This is a genomic window from Streptomyces sp. TAA204 (genome assembly GCF_000424965.1).
This window is the reverse complement of record NZ_AUKW01000003.1, coordinates 387,886-403,468: the sequence shown is the minus strand read 5'-3', so window position 1 is coordinate 403,468 and position 15,583 is coordinate 387,886. Positions and strand designations below refer to the sequence as shown.

Sequence of the window (15,583 nt, the reverse complement as noted above, 5' to 3'; positions counted from 1 at the left end):
TCGCGGAATTGCGGATTGCGGAGCCTACGGAAAGGACGAGCGATGCTCGATGGATGCGTCTCCTGGCCGCAGGAGTTGGCCGAGGAGTACCGCGCCGCAGGCTACTGGCGTGGAGAGACCCTCGGCGGGCTGCTGCGCGGCTGGGCCGAGACCTACCGGGACCGGGTCGCGCTGGTCGCGGCCGACGGAACCCGGGTGACCTACGGGGAACTCGATACCAGGAGCGACCGGCTGGCCGCCGGCTTCGCCGACCACGGCGTCTCCCCGCACGACCGGGTCCTCGTCCAGCTGCCCAACACCCCTGACTTCGTCGCGGTGTGCTTCGCCCTGTTCCGCCTGGGCGCGCTGCCCGTCTTCGTGCTGCCGTCCTACCGCAGCGAGGAGGTACGGCACCTGGCGCAGCTGTCCGGTGCCGTCGCCTACGTCGCCGGGCACGAGGCGGGGGGCTTCCCACTGGGCGAGCTGGCCCGCAGCATGCAGGCCGAACTGCCGCAGATCGCCACGCTGTTCGTCGCGGGCGGCCCCGCCGGGGAGGAGCACGCCGACGGAGTGGTCCCGCTCGCCGGCATCGAGCGCGAGCCGCGGGAGTTCCCCGGGCCCGACCCGTCGGACGTGGCGTTCTTCCTGCTGTCCGGCGGCACGACGGCCCTGCCCAAACTGATCCCGCGCACCCACGACGACTACGCGTACCAGACGCGCGTCACCTCCGAGATCTGCGAACTGACTGCGGACACTGTCTACTTGGCGGTACTGCCCGTGGAGTTCAACTTCCCGTGGGGCTGCCCGGGGATCATCGGCACGCTGCAGCACGGCGGCCGCGTGGTCTTCGCCGAGGGCCCGGACCCGTCGGCCTGCTTCCCGCTCATCGAACGGGAACGCGTCACCATCACCTCCGCGACGCCCACGATCGTGCACCTCTGGCTGGTCGCCGCCGGCGACGGGACGGCGCACGATCTGAGCAGCCTCAGCGTCCTCCAGGTCGGCAGCGCCAAGCTGCACGACGAGGTCGCTGCCCGGATCGAGCCGACGCTCGGGGTGCGGCTGCAGCAGGTCTTCGGCATGGCCGAGGGGCTGCTCACCTTCACGCGCTACGACGACCCGCAGCCCACGGTGCTCACCACACAGGGGCGGCCCGTCTCGCCCGGCGACGAGATCCGCGTGGTGGATCCCGACGGACGGGAGGTGCCGACGGGAGAAGTCGGCGAGCTCGTCACCCGCGGCCCGTACACCCTGCGCGGCTACTTCCACGCGCCGGAGCACAATGCGACCGCGTTCACCGAGGACGGCTTCTACCGCAGCGGCGACCTCGTGCGCCGCACCCCGACCGGTGAGATCGTCGTCGAGGGCCGCGTCAAGGACGTCATCATCCGCGGCGGCTACAAGATCTCTGCGACCGAGGTCGAGGGCCACCTCACCGCGCATCCGCATGTGCAGCAGGCCGCGGTGGTGCCGCTGCCGGACAAGGTGCTGGGCGAGAAGATCCACGCGTTCCTGGTCGCGGCCGCGGACACCGAGGCGCCCGCTCTCCCCGAACTGCGCAAGCTGCTGCGCTCGCGCGGCCTGGCCGACCACAAGCTGCCCGACCAGGTCGAGCCGATCGGCTCCTTCCCGCTGACGGGCCTGAACAAGGTGGACAAGAAGGCGCTGGCGGCGCAGGCGGCGGACTCCGCACGGCACGCGAAGAACGGTCCCGGCCGGTCGGCCCCGCAGAAGGCTCCTCAGCCGGACGCGGCGGGAACCCGGTGAACGGGGCGCGAAGCTACCGCGTCCCGTTCCAGCGGCGCGGCAGCGTCGTCGGAGAGGCGGAGCTCGACGCGCTGACGGAGCTGGTTCGTTCCGACGACCCGCTGTCCGCGGGGCGCCACAGACGCCGGTTCGAGGAGAGATTCCGCGAGTTGACCGGCGCCCGGCACGCCCTCACGGTGACGAGCGGCACCGCCGCCCTCGAGATGGCCGTGCGGCTGCTCCAACTCACCCCGGGCGACGAGGTGATCGCCACCCCGCAGACCTTCCAGGCGACCGTGCAGCCACTGCTGGGCCACGACGTGACCGTACGGTTCTGCGACGTCGACCCGGACACTCTGAACATCTCCCCGGACGCGCTGGAGAGCCTGATCACCGACCGGACGCGGGCGATCCTCCTGGTCCACTACGCCGGCTGCCCCGCCGACATGGACCGCATCATGGCGCTGGCCCGCCGCCACGGCATCGTCGTGATCGAGGACTGCGCGCACGCGCTCGGCACGGAGTACCGCGGCAAGCGCCCCGGCGTCCTCGCCGACATCGGCTGCTTCAGCTTCCACTCGTCGAAGAACATCACCACCCTCGGCGAGGGCGGCATGATCACGCTCAGCCGCGACGACTGGGCGGAGCGGGTCGACAGGCTCCGCAGCAACGAGGTCGACGGCGTCTTCACCCCGCTCCGTCCCGGCGCGGACGAGGAGCCCGGCCTGCTGCCCTGGATGAAGTACTCCGACGACGTCTACCGGCAGGCGGCGGTCGGCCTGCGCGGCCCGGGCACCAACGCGACCATGTCGGAGGCGGCCGCTGCCGTCGGCCTCGTCCAGCTCGAATCCCTGGACCGCTTCACGGAACGCCGCCGCTGGATCGCCGGCCGGCTCGACGCCGTCGTGTCCGCGTTCCCCGGCACGCGCCTCCAGCGCGCCCCCGAGGGCTGCACGCACGCCTACCACCTCTACGCCTTCTTCCTCGACCAGGGCCCCGAGGCGCGGGAGCGCTGCGTACGGGCCCTCGACCGGATGGGCGTGCAGGTGGAGCTGCGCTACTTCCCGCTTCATCTGACGCCGGAGTGGCGGCTGCGCGGCCACGGCCCCGGCGAGTGCCCGGTCGCCGAGCGGTCGTGGTTCAACGCGCACGTCAACGTGCCCTGCCATCCCGGTCTGGACGACGGGCAGGTGGACGAGCTCGTGGCCGCGCTCACCGCAGCGCTCGACGAGGCGCACCAGGCAACCGCCAATCACGCATCCGCCACGGAAACGGCGCCCGCGCCGGGCTCCGGACTCACGGCCGCCGCCGTGTCCGCCAACAGCTGAGGAGGAACACACCGTGCCCTACATCGACGTGAAGATCTTCGAGAGCCGGCTCGACGAGGACAGCGAACGCGCTCTCGTGGAGCGCCTGACCGACGCCGTGGCGGACGTGTTCGGCGAGTCCGCCAGGGACCAGACCTGGGTGACCCTGACCGGTCTGCCGCCACGCCGCTGGGGCATCGGCGGCAAGCAGGCCGGCTGACGGGAGCGACTCGCGCCTGCCGGTGGACAGTTCGCGGGGCCCGGGAACGCACCACGCCCCGGGCCCCGCTCTCGCATCCGCGTGCCGCCCGGAAGCGGCACCCTCACGCGGCGCTCGTACGCATCCCCGCGATCAGCCATTCCAGCGCACGCTCGAAATCCTGGTCGCGGACCTGCTGCACGGACAGCCCGGCACGGCGGCCCACCAGCCCGCCGGGGGCGTCCATGCCCGGCACCTCGGCCACAGTCCCGGCGATCTCCGCGAGGAAGTCGTCCGCCGTTCCGCCGGCCTCACGGCCGTACTCGATGAGGCGACTCTCCATGGAGGCGAATCCGTAGGTGTACTGGAAGACGGCGGCGAGCGCCGCGGGCCGCTGATCCTCCGGCAGCGGCGAGCGGGCCACGACGGCCTGCGCGCGGTGGGAGAAGCGCATGCTCTGCGGGCCGATGTTCAGGTACTCGCCGTAGCAGCGGATGGCCCACGGGTGCGCCACCATGACGCGGCGCCAGGCGCCCGCCAGCGCGCGCAGCTCGTCGCTCCAGTCGCGGCCCGCGTTCAGGTCGGGCAACTCGACCTCACCCGCGACGGCGTCGAGCGCGAGCTCCAGCAGGTCGTCCTTGTTGGCGACGTACCAATACACGGACATCGGGGTGACGTTGAGCTCTCCGGCAAGGCGCCTCATGGAGAACCCGGCCACTCCGTCCGCGTCCAGCAGCCGGACCGCCACTTCCACGATCTTGTCGCGGCTCAGGTTGCCTGCCCCGACTTCGTCGTCGCCGCCCCGCCGCCGCCGGTCGGCGGGGGCCGGAGTGAGCCACACGCTCTTCCGTGGCTGCGCTGCCCGCTTACCGGCCACATCGACCCCTTGCTGTGTAGTGGATGTCACATGCGCTCCAGGTTACGCGGCCGATTCCGCACCCGGTGGTACGGCCGGGTGCGGGCTGGGGGAAGCCCGCACCCGGCCTGTTCCGGGGGATGGTCGGGATGCCGAGGGTCAGGAGGCGTCGGACGGGGGCTTCGGCGCCCGGTCGGCGGCCTCGGCGGAGCCCACGGACACCGAGTCCGCCTGCTCACCGTCCACCTGATCCCTCTGAGCCCCGTTGTCCGTCTGATCCGCCTGAGCCACCTGATCCGTCTGCGAACCGGGCCCGGCCTCCTGAGTCTTGGCCGCCTCGGCCGCCGCCTCCGACTTCGCGGCCCGCTGCAGCAGCAGCCCGGCCAGGCACCCACCCGCGAAGACCGCCACAGCTCCGACCAGTTGGCTGGTGCTCACGCTGGACGCGAACGCGTCGTACACCTGCTCACGCTCCGCCGCCGTCGAGGTGGCCCCGAGGGCCTCGTACAGCGAACCGGCCGCGCCGGCGCCCAACGCCGGCGGCACCAGAGCCGCGAAGCGGGCGTTGAGCACCGCACCGAGGATCGCCACACCGAGACCACCGCCGAACTCGGTCACGGTGCCCTGCACGCCGGCACCGGCACCGGCCTTCTCCGGCGGGATGGAACTCATGATGGTGTTGGCCATGGCCGGCATGGCCAGGGCGATGCCGCAGCCCATCACCAGCAGGCCGACGAACATCCCGGCGTACCCCTGACCATTGCCGCCGAGGAGCGCGACGACGGCGAGGCCGCCCGCGAGCAGTGTCATGCCGCTGACGATGGTCCCCGAGGCACCCAGCTTGGGCTGGATCTTCGCGCTGAAGCCCTTGAGGTTGAGCGCGACGATCATCAGCGCCAGCGGTGCAATGCGCAGGCCGGCCTCCAGGGGGCCGTATCCCATCACGAGTTGCAGGTGCTGGGTGAGCAGGAAGAGCGAGCCCGCCATGCCGAAGGCGACCAGCAACCCGCCGGCGACGGCACCGTTGAAACGGCGGTTGCGGAAAAAGCCCATGTCCAGCATCGGGTACGGGATGCGCAGCTCCCACAGCACGAAGAGGGTGAGGACGGAAAGTCCCACCACGGCCGGGAGCAGCACCCCGGTCGAGGTCCAGCCGCTGTCGGGTCCCGAGGTGATGGCGTAGACGACACCGACCATGCCGATCGTGGAGAGCACCGCGCCGACGAGATCGGGGCGCTTGCCCTGGGGGTTCTTCACCTCGGGCACGAGCTTGGCGACCGCTGCGATGCTCACCGCCGCGACCGGGACGTTGATGAGGAAGATCGACCCCCACCAGAAGTGGTTGAGCAGCCCGCCGCCGAGCAGCGGCCCGCCGGCGAAGCCGACCGAGCTCACCGCTGCCCACACGCCGATGGCCTTGGGCCGCTCCTCGTTGTCGAACGCCTGGGTGATGACCGCCAGCGTGGTGGTCATCAGAAGCGCACCGCCGACGCCCATGCCGGCCCGGGAGGCGATCAGTTCGGCCGGCGACTGGCTGAACGCGGCGATCAGGGAACCCGCGCCGAACAGCAGCAGCCCCGTCAGGAGCGCCTTCTTCAGGCCATACCGGTCGCTGAGGCTGCCCGCGGCGAGCAGCAGGCCGGACTGCACCAGCGCGTAGGCGTTGATCATCCACTGGATCTGCTCGGTACTCGCGTCCAGGTCCCTGGTAAGGGAGGGGATGGCGACGTTGAGCACCGTGTTGTCGAGCAGCACGACGAGCTGGGCGAGGCAGACGACACCGAGGATCACCCACCGCTGCGGGTTGCGGGCACTCGGCTCCGCGACGGCGGCGTTGGTTTCTGACACGAGGCCTCCCGGCGGAGAGAACAGTTGCGGTAGCGGTTCGTTGTACAGCGTCGAGTTTATTATGCACTGTATAACGTCTCTCGTGCACCGTATAACTCGCCGTGTCTCCGGCGACTTGAAAACGGGCCCGAACTGCGTCCGCCCGCCCAGCACTTGACTGAGCGGGCGGCGGAGCGCCGAGGTGCCGTGGCGCCTCACAGCGGGTCGGACTCGGACACCTCCCCGTCGAGCTGGAGCCAGCGCGTGATGCCGATCTCCCGCAGGAACGGCACGTCGTGGCTGGCCACGATCAGCGCTCCCTCGTACGACTCCAGGGCGTCGGTCAGCTGCTGCACGCTGGCCATGTCCAGGTTGTTGGTCGGCTCGTCCAACAGCAGCAGCTGCGGCGGCGGTTCGGCCAGCAGCAGGGCCGCGAGCGTGGCCCTGAAGCGTTCGCCGCCGGAGAGGGTGTCCATCCGCTGATCGGCGCGCCTGCCCCGGAAGAGGAACCGTGCCAGGCGGGCGCGGATCGTGTTGTCGGTGGCCGAGGGAGCGAGTGCAGCGACGTTCTGCGCCACCGTCAACTCCTCGTTCAGCACGTCGAGTCGCTGCGGCAGGTAGCGCTGTGGGACGGCCGCTTCGACAGTGCCCGAGACGGGGGCGAGCTCGCCGACGACGGTACGCAGCAGCGTCGTCTTGCCCGAGCCGTTCCGGCCCACGAGAGCGATCCGTTCGGGGCCGCGTACCTCCAGGTCGGCACGGGCTCCGTAGCGGGTCTCCAGGTCGTGGAGCGCGAGCACGGTGCGGCCCGCGGGCACAGAGGTCTCGGGGAGGTCGATGCGGATCTCCTTGTCCTCCCGTACCGCCTCCTCCGCCTCTGTGAGGCGCTCCTTGGCCTCCTCCAGGCGGTCGATGTGCATGTTGCGGTGCTTGCCCGCGGCGACCTGGGCCTGCCGCTTGCGCTCCTTCATCACCACCTTGGGTTCGCGTTTGTTCTCATACATCTTCTTGCCGTAGCGCAGCCGCCGGTCGAGCTTGATCCGGGCATCCGCCAACTCCCGCTTCTGGCGCCGCAGATCGGACTCGGCGACCCGGACCATGCGCTCGGCGGCCTCCGTCTCGGCGGCCACGGCCTCCTCGTAGTCGGTGAAGTTCCCGCCGTACCAACGCACTTCGCCGGAGCGCAGGTCGCCGATCTGGTCGACCAGCTGCAGCAGTTCGCGGTCGTGGCTGACGATGACCATGGCGCCGCGCCAGGACTCGACGGCGTCGTAGAGCCTGCGGCGTGCCGCCAGGTCGAGATTGTTGGTGGGCTCGTCCAGCAGCAGCACATCAGGGCGGCGCAGCAGCTGCGCCGCCAGGCAGAGCAGCACGGACTCGCCGCCGGACAACTGGTCGATCCCGCGGTCCAGCGTCACATGGCCGAGGCCGAGCCGGTCGAGGGTGGCCCGCGAGCGCTCTTCGACGTCCCAGTCGTCACCGACCAGGGCGAAGTTCTCTTCGCTGACGTCTCCCGCCTCGATCGCGTGCAGCGCGGCGCGCACGGAGGCGACGCCGAGGGCTTCCTCGACACGCGCCGTCGTGTCGAGCACGAGGTTCTGCGGCAGGTAGCCCAGCTCCCCGTTGACCTTCACCGACCCGCCGGCCGGGGCCAGTTCGCCGGCGATCAGGCGCAGCAGCGTGGACTTGCCGGAGCCGTTGACCCCGATCAGGCCGGTTCGGCCAGGGCCGACGACGAGGTCGAAGCCGGTGAAGACGGGTGTGCCGTCCGGCCAGGAGAAGGTGAGGTCCGAGCAGACGATGGAAGGGGTCGGCGTTGACATGCGCAGCCTCCGGTTGGATCGCGGTCTGGGGAGCTGGAAGACACCGGGACTGCGACATCGAACGAAGGCCGTGGGAGGGAACCCGCAGAGTCCGGCCGTTTCGCTCCGAGAGGACGCACGACGCCCGTGTGACCACGGGCACGGTGTCGCGGAACCTCACAGGAGCAACGGACTTCTCCAAGCGACGGCGGCAGGAACTTATACATCGTATACCTGACGTACGGATCACGCAGCTACCCGTCGGCCCGCCCGGATCACCGCGGCCGGCAGGGGAGACCGAACGAGCCCTGTCCGGAGTCGGTGCCTGCTCCTCACCCCCGCGCCGCCGGGCGGTGGACACCGAACCGCACGGCCCGATTCCCGGCGCACTCCTATGCCCTGGGCTCAACGGGCCCACCCACCACTTGCCGGGCGGGCCGGGCATGACGCCGTCGACCGCCACGACGTCAGCGGATGTGGCAGGCGGGCGACCGTTCGGCGGTACGCCAGGTGAGACCGGGACCACCCCGTGGCCACGTGTGGACCCGTCATCCCGCCCTCCCTGCTCTGACAGTGATGACGTCCGTGGTGACGCCGATGGCGGGTCCGGCCCGTGCTGTGACAGTGCGGATGATGCGGTCGCTCTTTCACGGCGCTCGGCTTCTTGAATCCGCGACTCACACAGCCAACCCGTGGCAAGATAGTATCGCCAGCGATACTATCTCTTACGTAACCATGTGAGGTGACGGTCATGCGCCGGTTCGTCGGCCGAAGGCGCGAGCTCCAGGCCTTGGATGCCGCACTTCGCGAGGTTCACGAAGGCATCGGCACAGCGACGCCCGGCCGCTGCATCCTGCTGCGCGGGCGGCGCCGGGTGGGGAAGTCGAGCCTCGTCGAGGAGTTCCTGGAACGGTCCGGCGAACCGAGTCTCTTCTTCACCGCGGCCGGCAGCCCCGCCGAGGACGAGCTGCGGGAGTTGCACGATGCCGTGGCCGCGTCCACGCTGCCGGACCGGGACCAGTTCGCCGAGGAGGTGCCCACCCAGTGGAGCGCCGCCCTCCGGCTGCTCGCCGACCTCCTGCCCGACGACCGTCCGACCGTGATCGTCCTCGACGAGGTCCCGTACCTCATGGACCGGGTCGACGCGTTCGAGGGCATCCTCCAGCGGGCCTGGGACCGGCACTTCTCCCGCAAGCCGGTACTCCTGCTCCTCATCGGGTCGGACCTCTCGATGATGGAGGCGCTGAACAGCTATGAGCGCCCTTTCCACCAGCGGGGAACGGAAATGGTGCTCGGCCCGCTCAACCCTGCCGACCTCGCCGACCTGCTGGACCTGGAGCCTGCCGAGGCGTTCGACGCCGCGCTGGTGACCGGCGGCCTCCCGCTGATCTGCGCCGAATGGCGGCCCGGCGCCCCGCTAGGGGAGTTCCTGGCCGAATCGCTCGGCAACCCCATCTCCGCCCTCCTGGTATCCGCTGAGCGGTCGCTCTCCGCCGAGTTCCCCCCGCAGGCGATGAGCCGTGAGGTGCTGCGCGCAATCGGCAGCGGGGAACGCACCTTCACGAATATCGCCCGGGCTGCCGGCGGCATCGCCCACACCACGCTGACCCGGGCCACGGACCTCCTGACACGCAAGGGAGTCGTCGCCGCCGAACTCCCGCTCTCACTCCGGCCGTCGAAGGAACGCCGCTACCGGGTCGCAGACCCCTACCTGCGCTTCTGGCTGGCGTTCCTCGAACCGCACATGCCCGAGATCGAACGCATGCGGGGCGATCTCACGCTCGGCCGCATCCGCGAAAGGTGGACAAGCTGGCGCGGTCGGGCCGTCGAACCACTGGTCCGCGAATCGTTGGCCCGCCTGCTCCCCGACAGCGGGCTGCCCGCCTCACCAGCCGTCGGTGGCTACTGGACCCGTGGCAACGACCCCGAGATCGACTTGGTCGGCGCCGACCGCGCGCCCGTCGCCAAGCAGCTGCACTTCCTCGGCTCGGTGAAGTGGCTGGAGCAGAGCGCCTTCGACGGCCACGACCTGGCAGCCCTCCACAAGCACCGGGCGGCACTCACGGACGACCCCGTCCCACTACTGGCCGTCTCCCGTAGCGGAGTGTCCTGCGCCGGACTCCAGGCTGCTTACGGTCCGGAACAGCTGCTCGCGGCATGGCGCGACGTCTGACAAGGAGGAGGTCCGCCAGGCTCGCCGATTCCTGGACGATGCCAAGCTTCACGGGCACAAGTACGCGATCGGCCCCGTGCTCGGCTTTGCCGCACGTCAGCACGAGGGACGAGTCGCGCTCTTCACTTCGGACACGGCCGAAGTGGACGAACTGGTCGCGGAGCGAAGCGTCGAGGCGGTCTGACGTGTGCCCGCGGCACCAGCCGACACCGACCCGGTCACCTCTCACCGCGGCCTGGTCGCGGAGCGGCGAGCAGGGAGGCGGTTCCGGGCTGTCACCAAGGCCCCGACCCACCTGCGGGCGGGACCTGGAGGTGCACATGAGTCGCACAGTGACCGACCTGGATGACCAGCTCCTGGCCGCCGTGTCTCAGGCACCGGGTACCGGCAGCAAGAAGGGACGGCTCCCCACCTCGCCCTCTCGGCGCGGGTGTTCAGTCGAGACAGAACTCGTTGCCCTCGACGTCCTGCATCACCAGGCACGACTCGTTGTCCTCATCGGCGGTCAGCAGCCGTACGCGTACCGCGCCGAGCGCGACCAGTCGTGCGCATTCGGCCTCGAGCACGGCCAGGCGCTCCTCACCCACGAGCCCGGTGCCGACCCGCACGTCGAGATGCAGCCGGTTCTTCGCGACCTTGTCTTCGGGAACGCGCTGGAAGAACAGCCGCGGGCCCACACCTGACGGGTCGACGCATACGGACCACGATCCCCGCTCCTCAGGCGGCTGGGAGCGGTCGAACTCCTCCCAAGTGGCGAACCCCTCCGGGGGCGGCGGCACGACATACCCCAACACCTCGCACCAGAAACGAGCGACGCGTTCAGGGTCCGCGCAGTCGAAGGTGACTTGGAACTGTTTGATCGACGGCATCGCCGCACCGTAACAGGGGCTCTGTCACTCATCGAGCGCTTTATCGTCCGGGCGGGGACACGTCCTTGATCTCGACCACGTCCGCGAGGTCCACCGGCGAAAACACAACCAACACCTCGGATCGGTCTTCCGGTTGGGGCCGTGCCGCAAAGATTTCGACGAGGTCTCTCCTCGATCGCCCACGTCCGGTAGGTGTGGAGGGTGGGACTGCTGGGACGGCCGTCACGAGATGCCCGGAACGGCGGGCCCGGGGAGGCCGCCGCCCGGCCGACCCCGTGTCCGGCACGGGCGTCGGACACGGCCATCCGGAAGCAGTCCGGCGACGAATGCAACGAGACCCTGTCCGTACGGGCCGCCGGCCCTGACCCTCCGCGGAAGTGACCCCCATGCGCCCCGTGTCCCCGACCACTCGACGGGCGGCATCGTCCGCCCCGACCGCAGACCCGGACGGCAGAGCAGCGGCCGGAGCCGAAAGCCTCGGCTCCGGTCCGCAGCACGGTGGTTCGCCCGAGCCACCGGTCGGCTCCTTCTGTCGCGCCCGGCGTTCCTGACGGCGCTGACATGGCGGACGCGGAGCGGAACACGGGCCGGACGGGAGACGACGTCCAGCTGGTACGGGAGAGTTTCGAGCGCGTACGCATGCGCGCCGACCACGTGGTGAAGTACTTCTACGCGCATCTCTTCTCCAACTGCCCTGAGTCACGGGCTCTTTTCCCCACCGACATGAACGAGCAGTTCGACCGTCTCTTCGGTGCGCTGGGGCACGTCGTCTCACGGCTCGACGATCCCGGGCTGCCCGACTACCTGGCGCGTCTCGGCCGGGACCACCGCAAGTTCGGAATCACGCCCGACCAGTACGACGCGGTGGGCCGGAGTCTCATCGCGGCCGTGGGTTTCGGCTGTGGCCGCACCTGGGACGGGCCCACCGAGGCGGCATGGTCGGCCGCGTACGAGGCGGCAGCCCGCGCCATGCAGCAGGGCGCCGATCAGGCGGCGTCCCGGGCGGAACCGGCGTGGTGGGACGCCACTGTCGTCAGCCACCGGCTGCACAAGGACCACACGGCAGTGCTCGAAGTCCTGCCGGGCGAGCCCTATCCGTACCGGGCGGGCCAGTACGCCACCCTGCACAGCCCCCTGCTCCCCGGCGTCTGGCGGCCCTACTCCCTCGCACGCACCCCGACGCCCGGTGCTCCGCTGGAGTTCCACATAGCGCGGGCCGGGGGCGGCCGTCTCAGCCCTCTGCTGTGCGACGGTACGGGCGCCGGCGACCGGCTCCACCTCGGGCCGGCCTCGGGCGCCGCGACTCTGGGGGACGTCCCCGACGGACACGGCATCACGCTGATCGCCGCCGGCAGCGGCTGGGCGCCGATGAAGGCGCTTCTGGAGTCCGTCGTCGAGCGCGAGCCACGGCCCGCTACGCGGGTGTACCTCGCCGCCCGCAGCCGTCAGCACTTCTACGACATCGACGCGATGACCGAGTTCGCCGACCGCTGCCCCGACCTGGAGCTGTCCTGGTGGTGTCCCTGGTCCGGGGAGTCCCAGGACGTCGCCGACCAGCGTCTGCGGGCCGCGCTGGCCGCGCGTGACGGCTGGGAGCACCAGCACGTCCGGCTCAGCGGGCCGGCCCCCTTCGTCACCGGCATCCGCGCCCTGCTGCTGGACGAGCTCGGCGTCCTCCCCGGACATCTGCGGCACGATCCCCTTCCTCCGCGCGCCGCCGAGAGGAAGCAGCACACCACCCACGCCGAGTACTTCCTCTCTCCGCGGCCGGTGCCCTGGATCGACCCGGCTCAGCGCGCCGGCGCGGTCGAGGCCGACGCGGAGACCTCCGATTTCTCCACCGGCTGACTCCGGCCTCCCGGGGCCGCCTCCCGCGCGCGGACGAGCGTCTCGAACCGCCGGCAGCGGATCGAACAGGACTTGCCGGGCGCAGTCAGCTTCGCGGCGTGTTGTGACTGGCGACTGCACAGGTCACGCCTACGGTGAGTTACTGCCTGAACACGATCAGTGGTCGGTTCGCTGGTCGCGTCAAGCCTCTTTCGGAAGTGGAGAAGGAAATGCGCAAGCTTCGCGAAGCCGCACTCGTGGCCGCCGTGGTCGGCAGCGTCAGCATGTTCGGCGCCGGCGTCGCCTCCGCCGTCGAGCAGGTTCCCACCGTCACCTGCAACCAGGAGTCCGACACCAGCACCGAGAGCTCGGGCGGAGGCGTGGCCAGCGGTGGCGAGTCGACCTCGACCACCACTCCGCAGGTCTGCGGCCTGGGCAACGAGGGCAACACCAACACGGCGGGCGACGCCACAGGCGGTGAGGCCGGAACCTCGGCCATCTCGGTCAGCCTGGCGGAGATGGCTCCGTGACCTGAGTCGTGCGACCGATCGACCCGAGGGGCCGAGTTCTCGACTCGGCCCCTCGGTTCTGCTCACCCCACGCCGTCACAGCAACTGCCCACCTTGCCGGCGAATCGGCCTCACCGTGGAGCAGATGAACCGGCACTAGAGGGCAAAAGTCATGAATCGGCGTGTTGCTCACAGAACAGGGAAAATCCCCTAATACCGTTCGTGACTGCCTACATGCGATCAATCACTGATCGTGTCAAGCCCTCACGGAAGTGGAGAAGAGATGCGCAAGCTTCGCGAAGCTGCTCTTGTGGCCGCCATGGTCGGTAGCGTCAGCATGTTCGGTGCCGGCGTCGCCTCCGCCGGCGGAAACGGCGAGATCCCGACCGTCGCCTGCGAGCAGGACGCCGACGCCAACAACGTCGTCGTTCAGGACGGCGAGCAGAACGTCGAAGGCGGCGTGGCCAGCGGCGGCGACGGAACCTCGAGCGCCACCCAGCAGATCTGCGGCCTCGGCAACGACGAGAACGCGAACACGGCCGGCGACGCCACCGGCGGCGCGGGCGGCTCGGCAGGCATCGCGGTCACCCTCGGCTGATCTGAGCGACAGCGGAACATTCGTGCAGGGGACCGGGGACCGACCCGGTCCCCTGCACTGCGTCGCGGGGTGGACAGAGGCACCAGGGTGAATGCGGTCCGGCGAACGTCGCCACCGGGCCTGCCGGGCGGCCGGGCGGCGTGACAGGACATCACCCAGCGCGGTCAACAATCCCTGACGAACCGGCGTGTTACGGACAAAATTCCAATCTGCGCGAATAGCGTGTGCGACGACTCACGTGCGATCGCTCACTGATCGTGTCAAGCCCTCACGGAAGTGGAGAACTAATGCGCAAGCTTCGCGAAGCTGCACTCGTGGCTGCCATGGTCGGCAGCGTCAGCATGTTCGGTGCCGGCGTGGCGGCCGCCGGCGGCCACGAGGAGCCCCCCACCGTCGCCTGCGAGCAGAGCGCCGACGCCAGCAGCACCGTCACGCAGACCGGTGACGAGAACGTCGAAGGCGGCGTCAGCAGCGGCGGCGACGCGACCTCGCGGGCCACCCAGCAGATCTGCGGCCTCGGCAACGACGACAACACCAACACGGCCGGCGACGCCACCGGCGGCGCGGGCGGCACCGGTGCCATCAGCGTCAGCCTGCTCGACGGCCTGCTGTGACCTGAGAGACCGGCAGTCGTTCGCAGGGGCCCGGGCTGATCCAGTCCGGGCCCCTGCGGCGTGTCCGCGGCCGACAGCGTGGGCGACTTCCGTCGGCACCCGCTCACTCCGGCCCGCACGGAATCCCCTCACCCGGATCTCTTCGATGAGCAATTCGGACAAACGGCGTGTTGCGAATGGGAATCTCCATCGGCGCAATACCGTGTGTTACTGCATATCTGCGTTCAGTGACTGACCGCAACAAGCCCTCACGGAAGTGGAGAAGGAAATGCGCAAGCTTCGCGAAGCTGCACTCGTGGCTGCCATGGTCGGCAGCGTCAGCATGCTCGGCGCCGGCGTGGCGGCCGCCGGCGGCCACGAGGAGCCCCCCACCGTCACCTGCACCCAGGACGCCGACGCCAACAGCGTCGTGACGCAGACCGGTGACGAGAACGTCGAAGGCGGCATCGGCAGCGGCGGCGACGCGACCTCGCGGGCCACCCAGCAGATCTGCGGCCTCGGCAACGACGACAACACCAACACTGCCGGCAACGCCACCGGCGGCGTGGGCGGCGACGGCGGCATCACCGTCGGCCTGCTGTGATCTGAGAGACCGACAATCGCCGCAGGGGCCCGGGCTGATCAGCTCGAGCCCCTGTGGCGCGTCTGCACCGCGCCGGCAGACGGCACCACGAAGGAGACGGGGAACTCCGGCATCCGGCGCCGCAACGGGACTACTCGGAATTACCTGCGCGAGCGCCCGTTCCGCCTAATCGGAACAAACGGCGTGTTGCGGGTGAAAAGAACCGGACGCGCAATACCGTGTGTTACTGCCTGGATGCGATCGATTGCTGATCGTGTCAAGCCCTCATGGAAGTGGAGAAGAAATGCGCAAGCTTCGCGAAGCTGCACTCGTGGCCACCGTGGTCGGCAGCGTCAGCATGCTCGGCGCCGGCGTCGCCTCCGCCGGCGGGCACGAGGAGGAGCCGCCTCCCACCACCATCGTCTGCAACCAGAGCGCCGACGCGAGCAGCACGACGACGCAGACCGGCCTGATCAACGTCAACGGCCCCATCGCGGGCGGCGGAAGCGCGGACTCCGGCGCGGTGCAGCAGATCTGCGGCATCGACAACGACAACAACACGAACGAAGGCGGCAACTCCGCCGGTGGCGACGGCGGCTCCGCGGGCATCGCCGTCACGCTGCTCGAAGCACTGCCTGTCATCTGAGCAGAGCCGTACGGAGCGGTTCAGGAAGCGGGCCTTCACGGGCCCGCCTCCTGAACCGCTTCTTCGTGT

The 15,583-nt window shown here is 70.0% G+C and carries 14 protein-coding genes; 10 read left to right on the top strand and 4 right to left on the bottom strand.

Translation table 11 applies throughout. From position 1 onward, the window contains the following. Positions 1 to 42: 42 nt before the first annotated feature. From H343_RS29400 to H343_RS0107445, 3 genes are read left to right on the top strand one after another with little or no spacing between them, the layout of a single operon-like run. Positions 43 to 1,746 carry an AMP-binding protein gene (locus tag H343_RS29400; protein ID WP_078505136.1) on the top strand — a complete coding sequence of 568 codons (1,704 nt, stop codon included), beginning with the start codon at positions 43 to 45 and terminating at the stop codon, positions 1,744 to 1,746. Beyond that, a complete protein-coding gene (locus H343_RS29395; RefSeq protein WP_078505134.1) occupies positions 1,743 to 3,053 on the top strand; it encodes a DegT/DnrJ/EryC1/StrS aminotransferase family protein in 1,311 nt (436 codons plus the stop codon). The genes H343_RS29400 and H343_RS29395 overlap by 4 nt, the downstream gene beginning before the upstream one ends. A 13-nt stretch (positions 3,054 to 3,066) precedes the next feature. After that, positions 3,067 to 3,252, top strand: coding sequence for a tautomerase family protein (locus H343_RS0107445; protein WP_028430624.1), 186 nt, complete (start codon positions 3,067 to 3,069; stop codon positions 3,250 to 3,252). 103 nt (positions 3,253 to 3,355) lie between these two features. Here the strand turns inward: H343_RS0107445 and H343_RS0107440 are convergent, their stop codons facing one another. From H343_RS0107440 to H343_RS0107430, 3 genes are all read right to left on the bottom strand, one after another. After that, positions 3,356 to 4,138, bottom strand: coding sequence for a TetR/AcrR family transcriptional regulator (locus tag H343_RS0107440; RefSeq protein WP_486586815.1), 783 nt, complete (start codon positions 4,136 to 4,138; stop codon positions 3,356 to 3,358). Between the two features lie 108 nt (positions 4,139 to 4,246). After that, positions 4,247 to 5,935, bottom strand: coding sequence for an MFS transporter (locus H343_RS29390; RefSeq protein WP_051264696.1), 1,689 nt, complete (start codon positions 5,933 to 5,935; stop codon positions 4,247 to 4,249). A gap of 194 nt (positions 5,936 to 6,129) precedes the next feature. Beyond that, entirely contained in the window at positions 6,130 to 7,737 is a 1,608-nt protein-coding gene (locus tag H343_RS0107430; RefSeq protein ID WP_028430622.1) for an ABC-F family ATP-binding cassette domain-containing protein, read from the bottom strand. Between the two features lie 730 nt (positions 7,738 to 8,467). Between H343_RS0107430 and H343_RS0107425 the strand changes: the two genes are divergently transcribed. Further along, a complete protein-coding gene (locus H343_RS0107425; RefSeq protein WP_028430621.1) occupies positions 8,468 to 9,889 on the top strand; it encodes an AAA family ATPase in 1,422 nt (473 codons plus the stop codon). 434 nt (positions 9,890 to 10,323) lie between these two features. On the opposite strand, the gene H343_RS0107415 is transcribed toward H343_RS0107425, so the two are convergent. Then, the gene (locus tag H343_RS0107415; RefSeq protein ID WP_028430620.1) at positions 10,324 to 10,758 is read right to left on the bottom strand and encodes a VOC family protein; all 435 of its coding nucleotides are present in this window, start codon (positions 10,756 to 10,758) and stop codon (positions 10,324 to 10,326) included. Between the two features lie 561 nt (positions 10,759 to 11,319). Between H343_RS0107415 and H343_RS0107410 the strand changes: the two genes are divergently transcribed. From H343_RS0107410 to H343_RS35510, 6 genes are all read left to right on the top strand, one after another. After that, the gene (locus tag H343_RS0107410) at positions 11,320 to 12,606 is read left to right on the top strand and encodes a globin domain-containing protein (RefSeq protein ID WP_051264694.1); all 1,287 of its coding nucleotides are present in this window, start codon (positions 11,320 to 11,322) and stop codon (positions 12,604 to 12,606) included. A 209-nt stretch (positions 12,607 to 12,815) separates the two neighbouring features. Beyond that, positions 12,816 to 13,115: a hypothetical protein gene (locus H343_RS0107405; RefSeq protein WP_028430618.1), complete on the top strand. Its 300-nt coding sequence runs from the start codon at positions 12,816 to 12,818 to the stop codon at positions 13,113 to 13,115. A gap of 262 nt (positions 13,116 to 13,377) precedes the next feature. Further along, on the top strand, positions 13,378 to 13,692 hold the full coding sequence (locus H343_RS0107400) for a hypothetical protein (protein ID WP_158679521.1): 315 nt from the start codon (positions 13,378 to 13,380) through the stop codon (positions 13,690 to 13,692). A 314-nt stretch (positions 13,693 to 14,006) separates the two neighbouring features. Further along, positions 14,007 to 14,306, top strand: a complete 300-nt coding sequence (locus tag H343_RS0107395) for a hypothetical protein (protein WP_158679520.1) — start codon at positions 14,007 to 14,009, stop codon at positions 14,304 to 14,306. A 268-nt stretch (positions 14,307 to 14,574) separates the two neighbouring features. After that, complete coding sequence (locus tag H343_RS33510; protein WP_051264692.1) at positions 14,575 to 14,889, top strand: hypothetical protein; 315 nt, start codon at positions 14,575 to 14,577, stop codon at positions 14,887 to 14,889. A gap of 283 nt (positions 14,890 to 15,172) precedes the next feature. Then, the gene (locus H343_RS35510) at positions 15,173 to 15,514 is read left to right on the top strand and encodes a hypothetical protein (protein ID WP_028430615.1); all 342 of its coding nucleotides are present in this window, start codon (positions 15,173 to 15,175) and stop codon (positions 15,512 to 15,514) included. Positions 15,515 to 15,583: the final 69 nt, after the last annotated feature.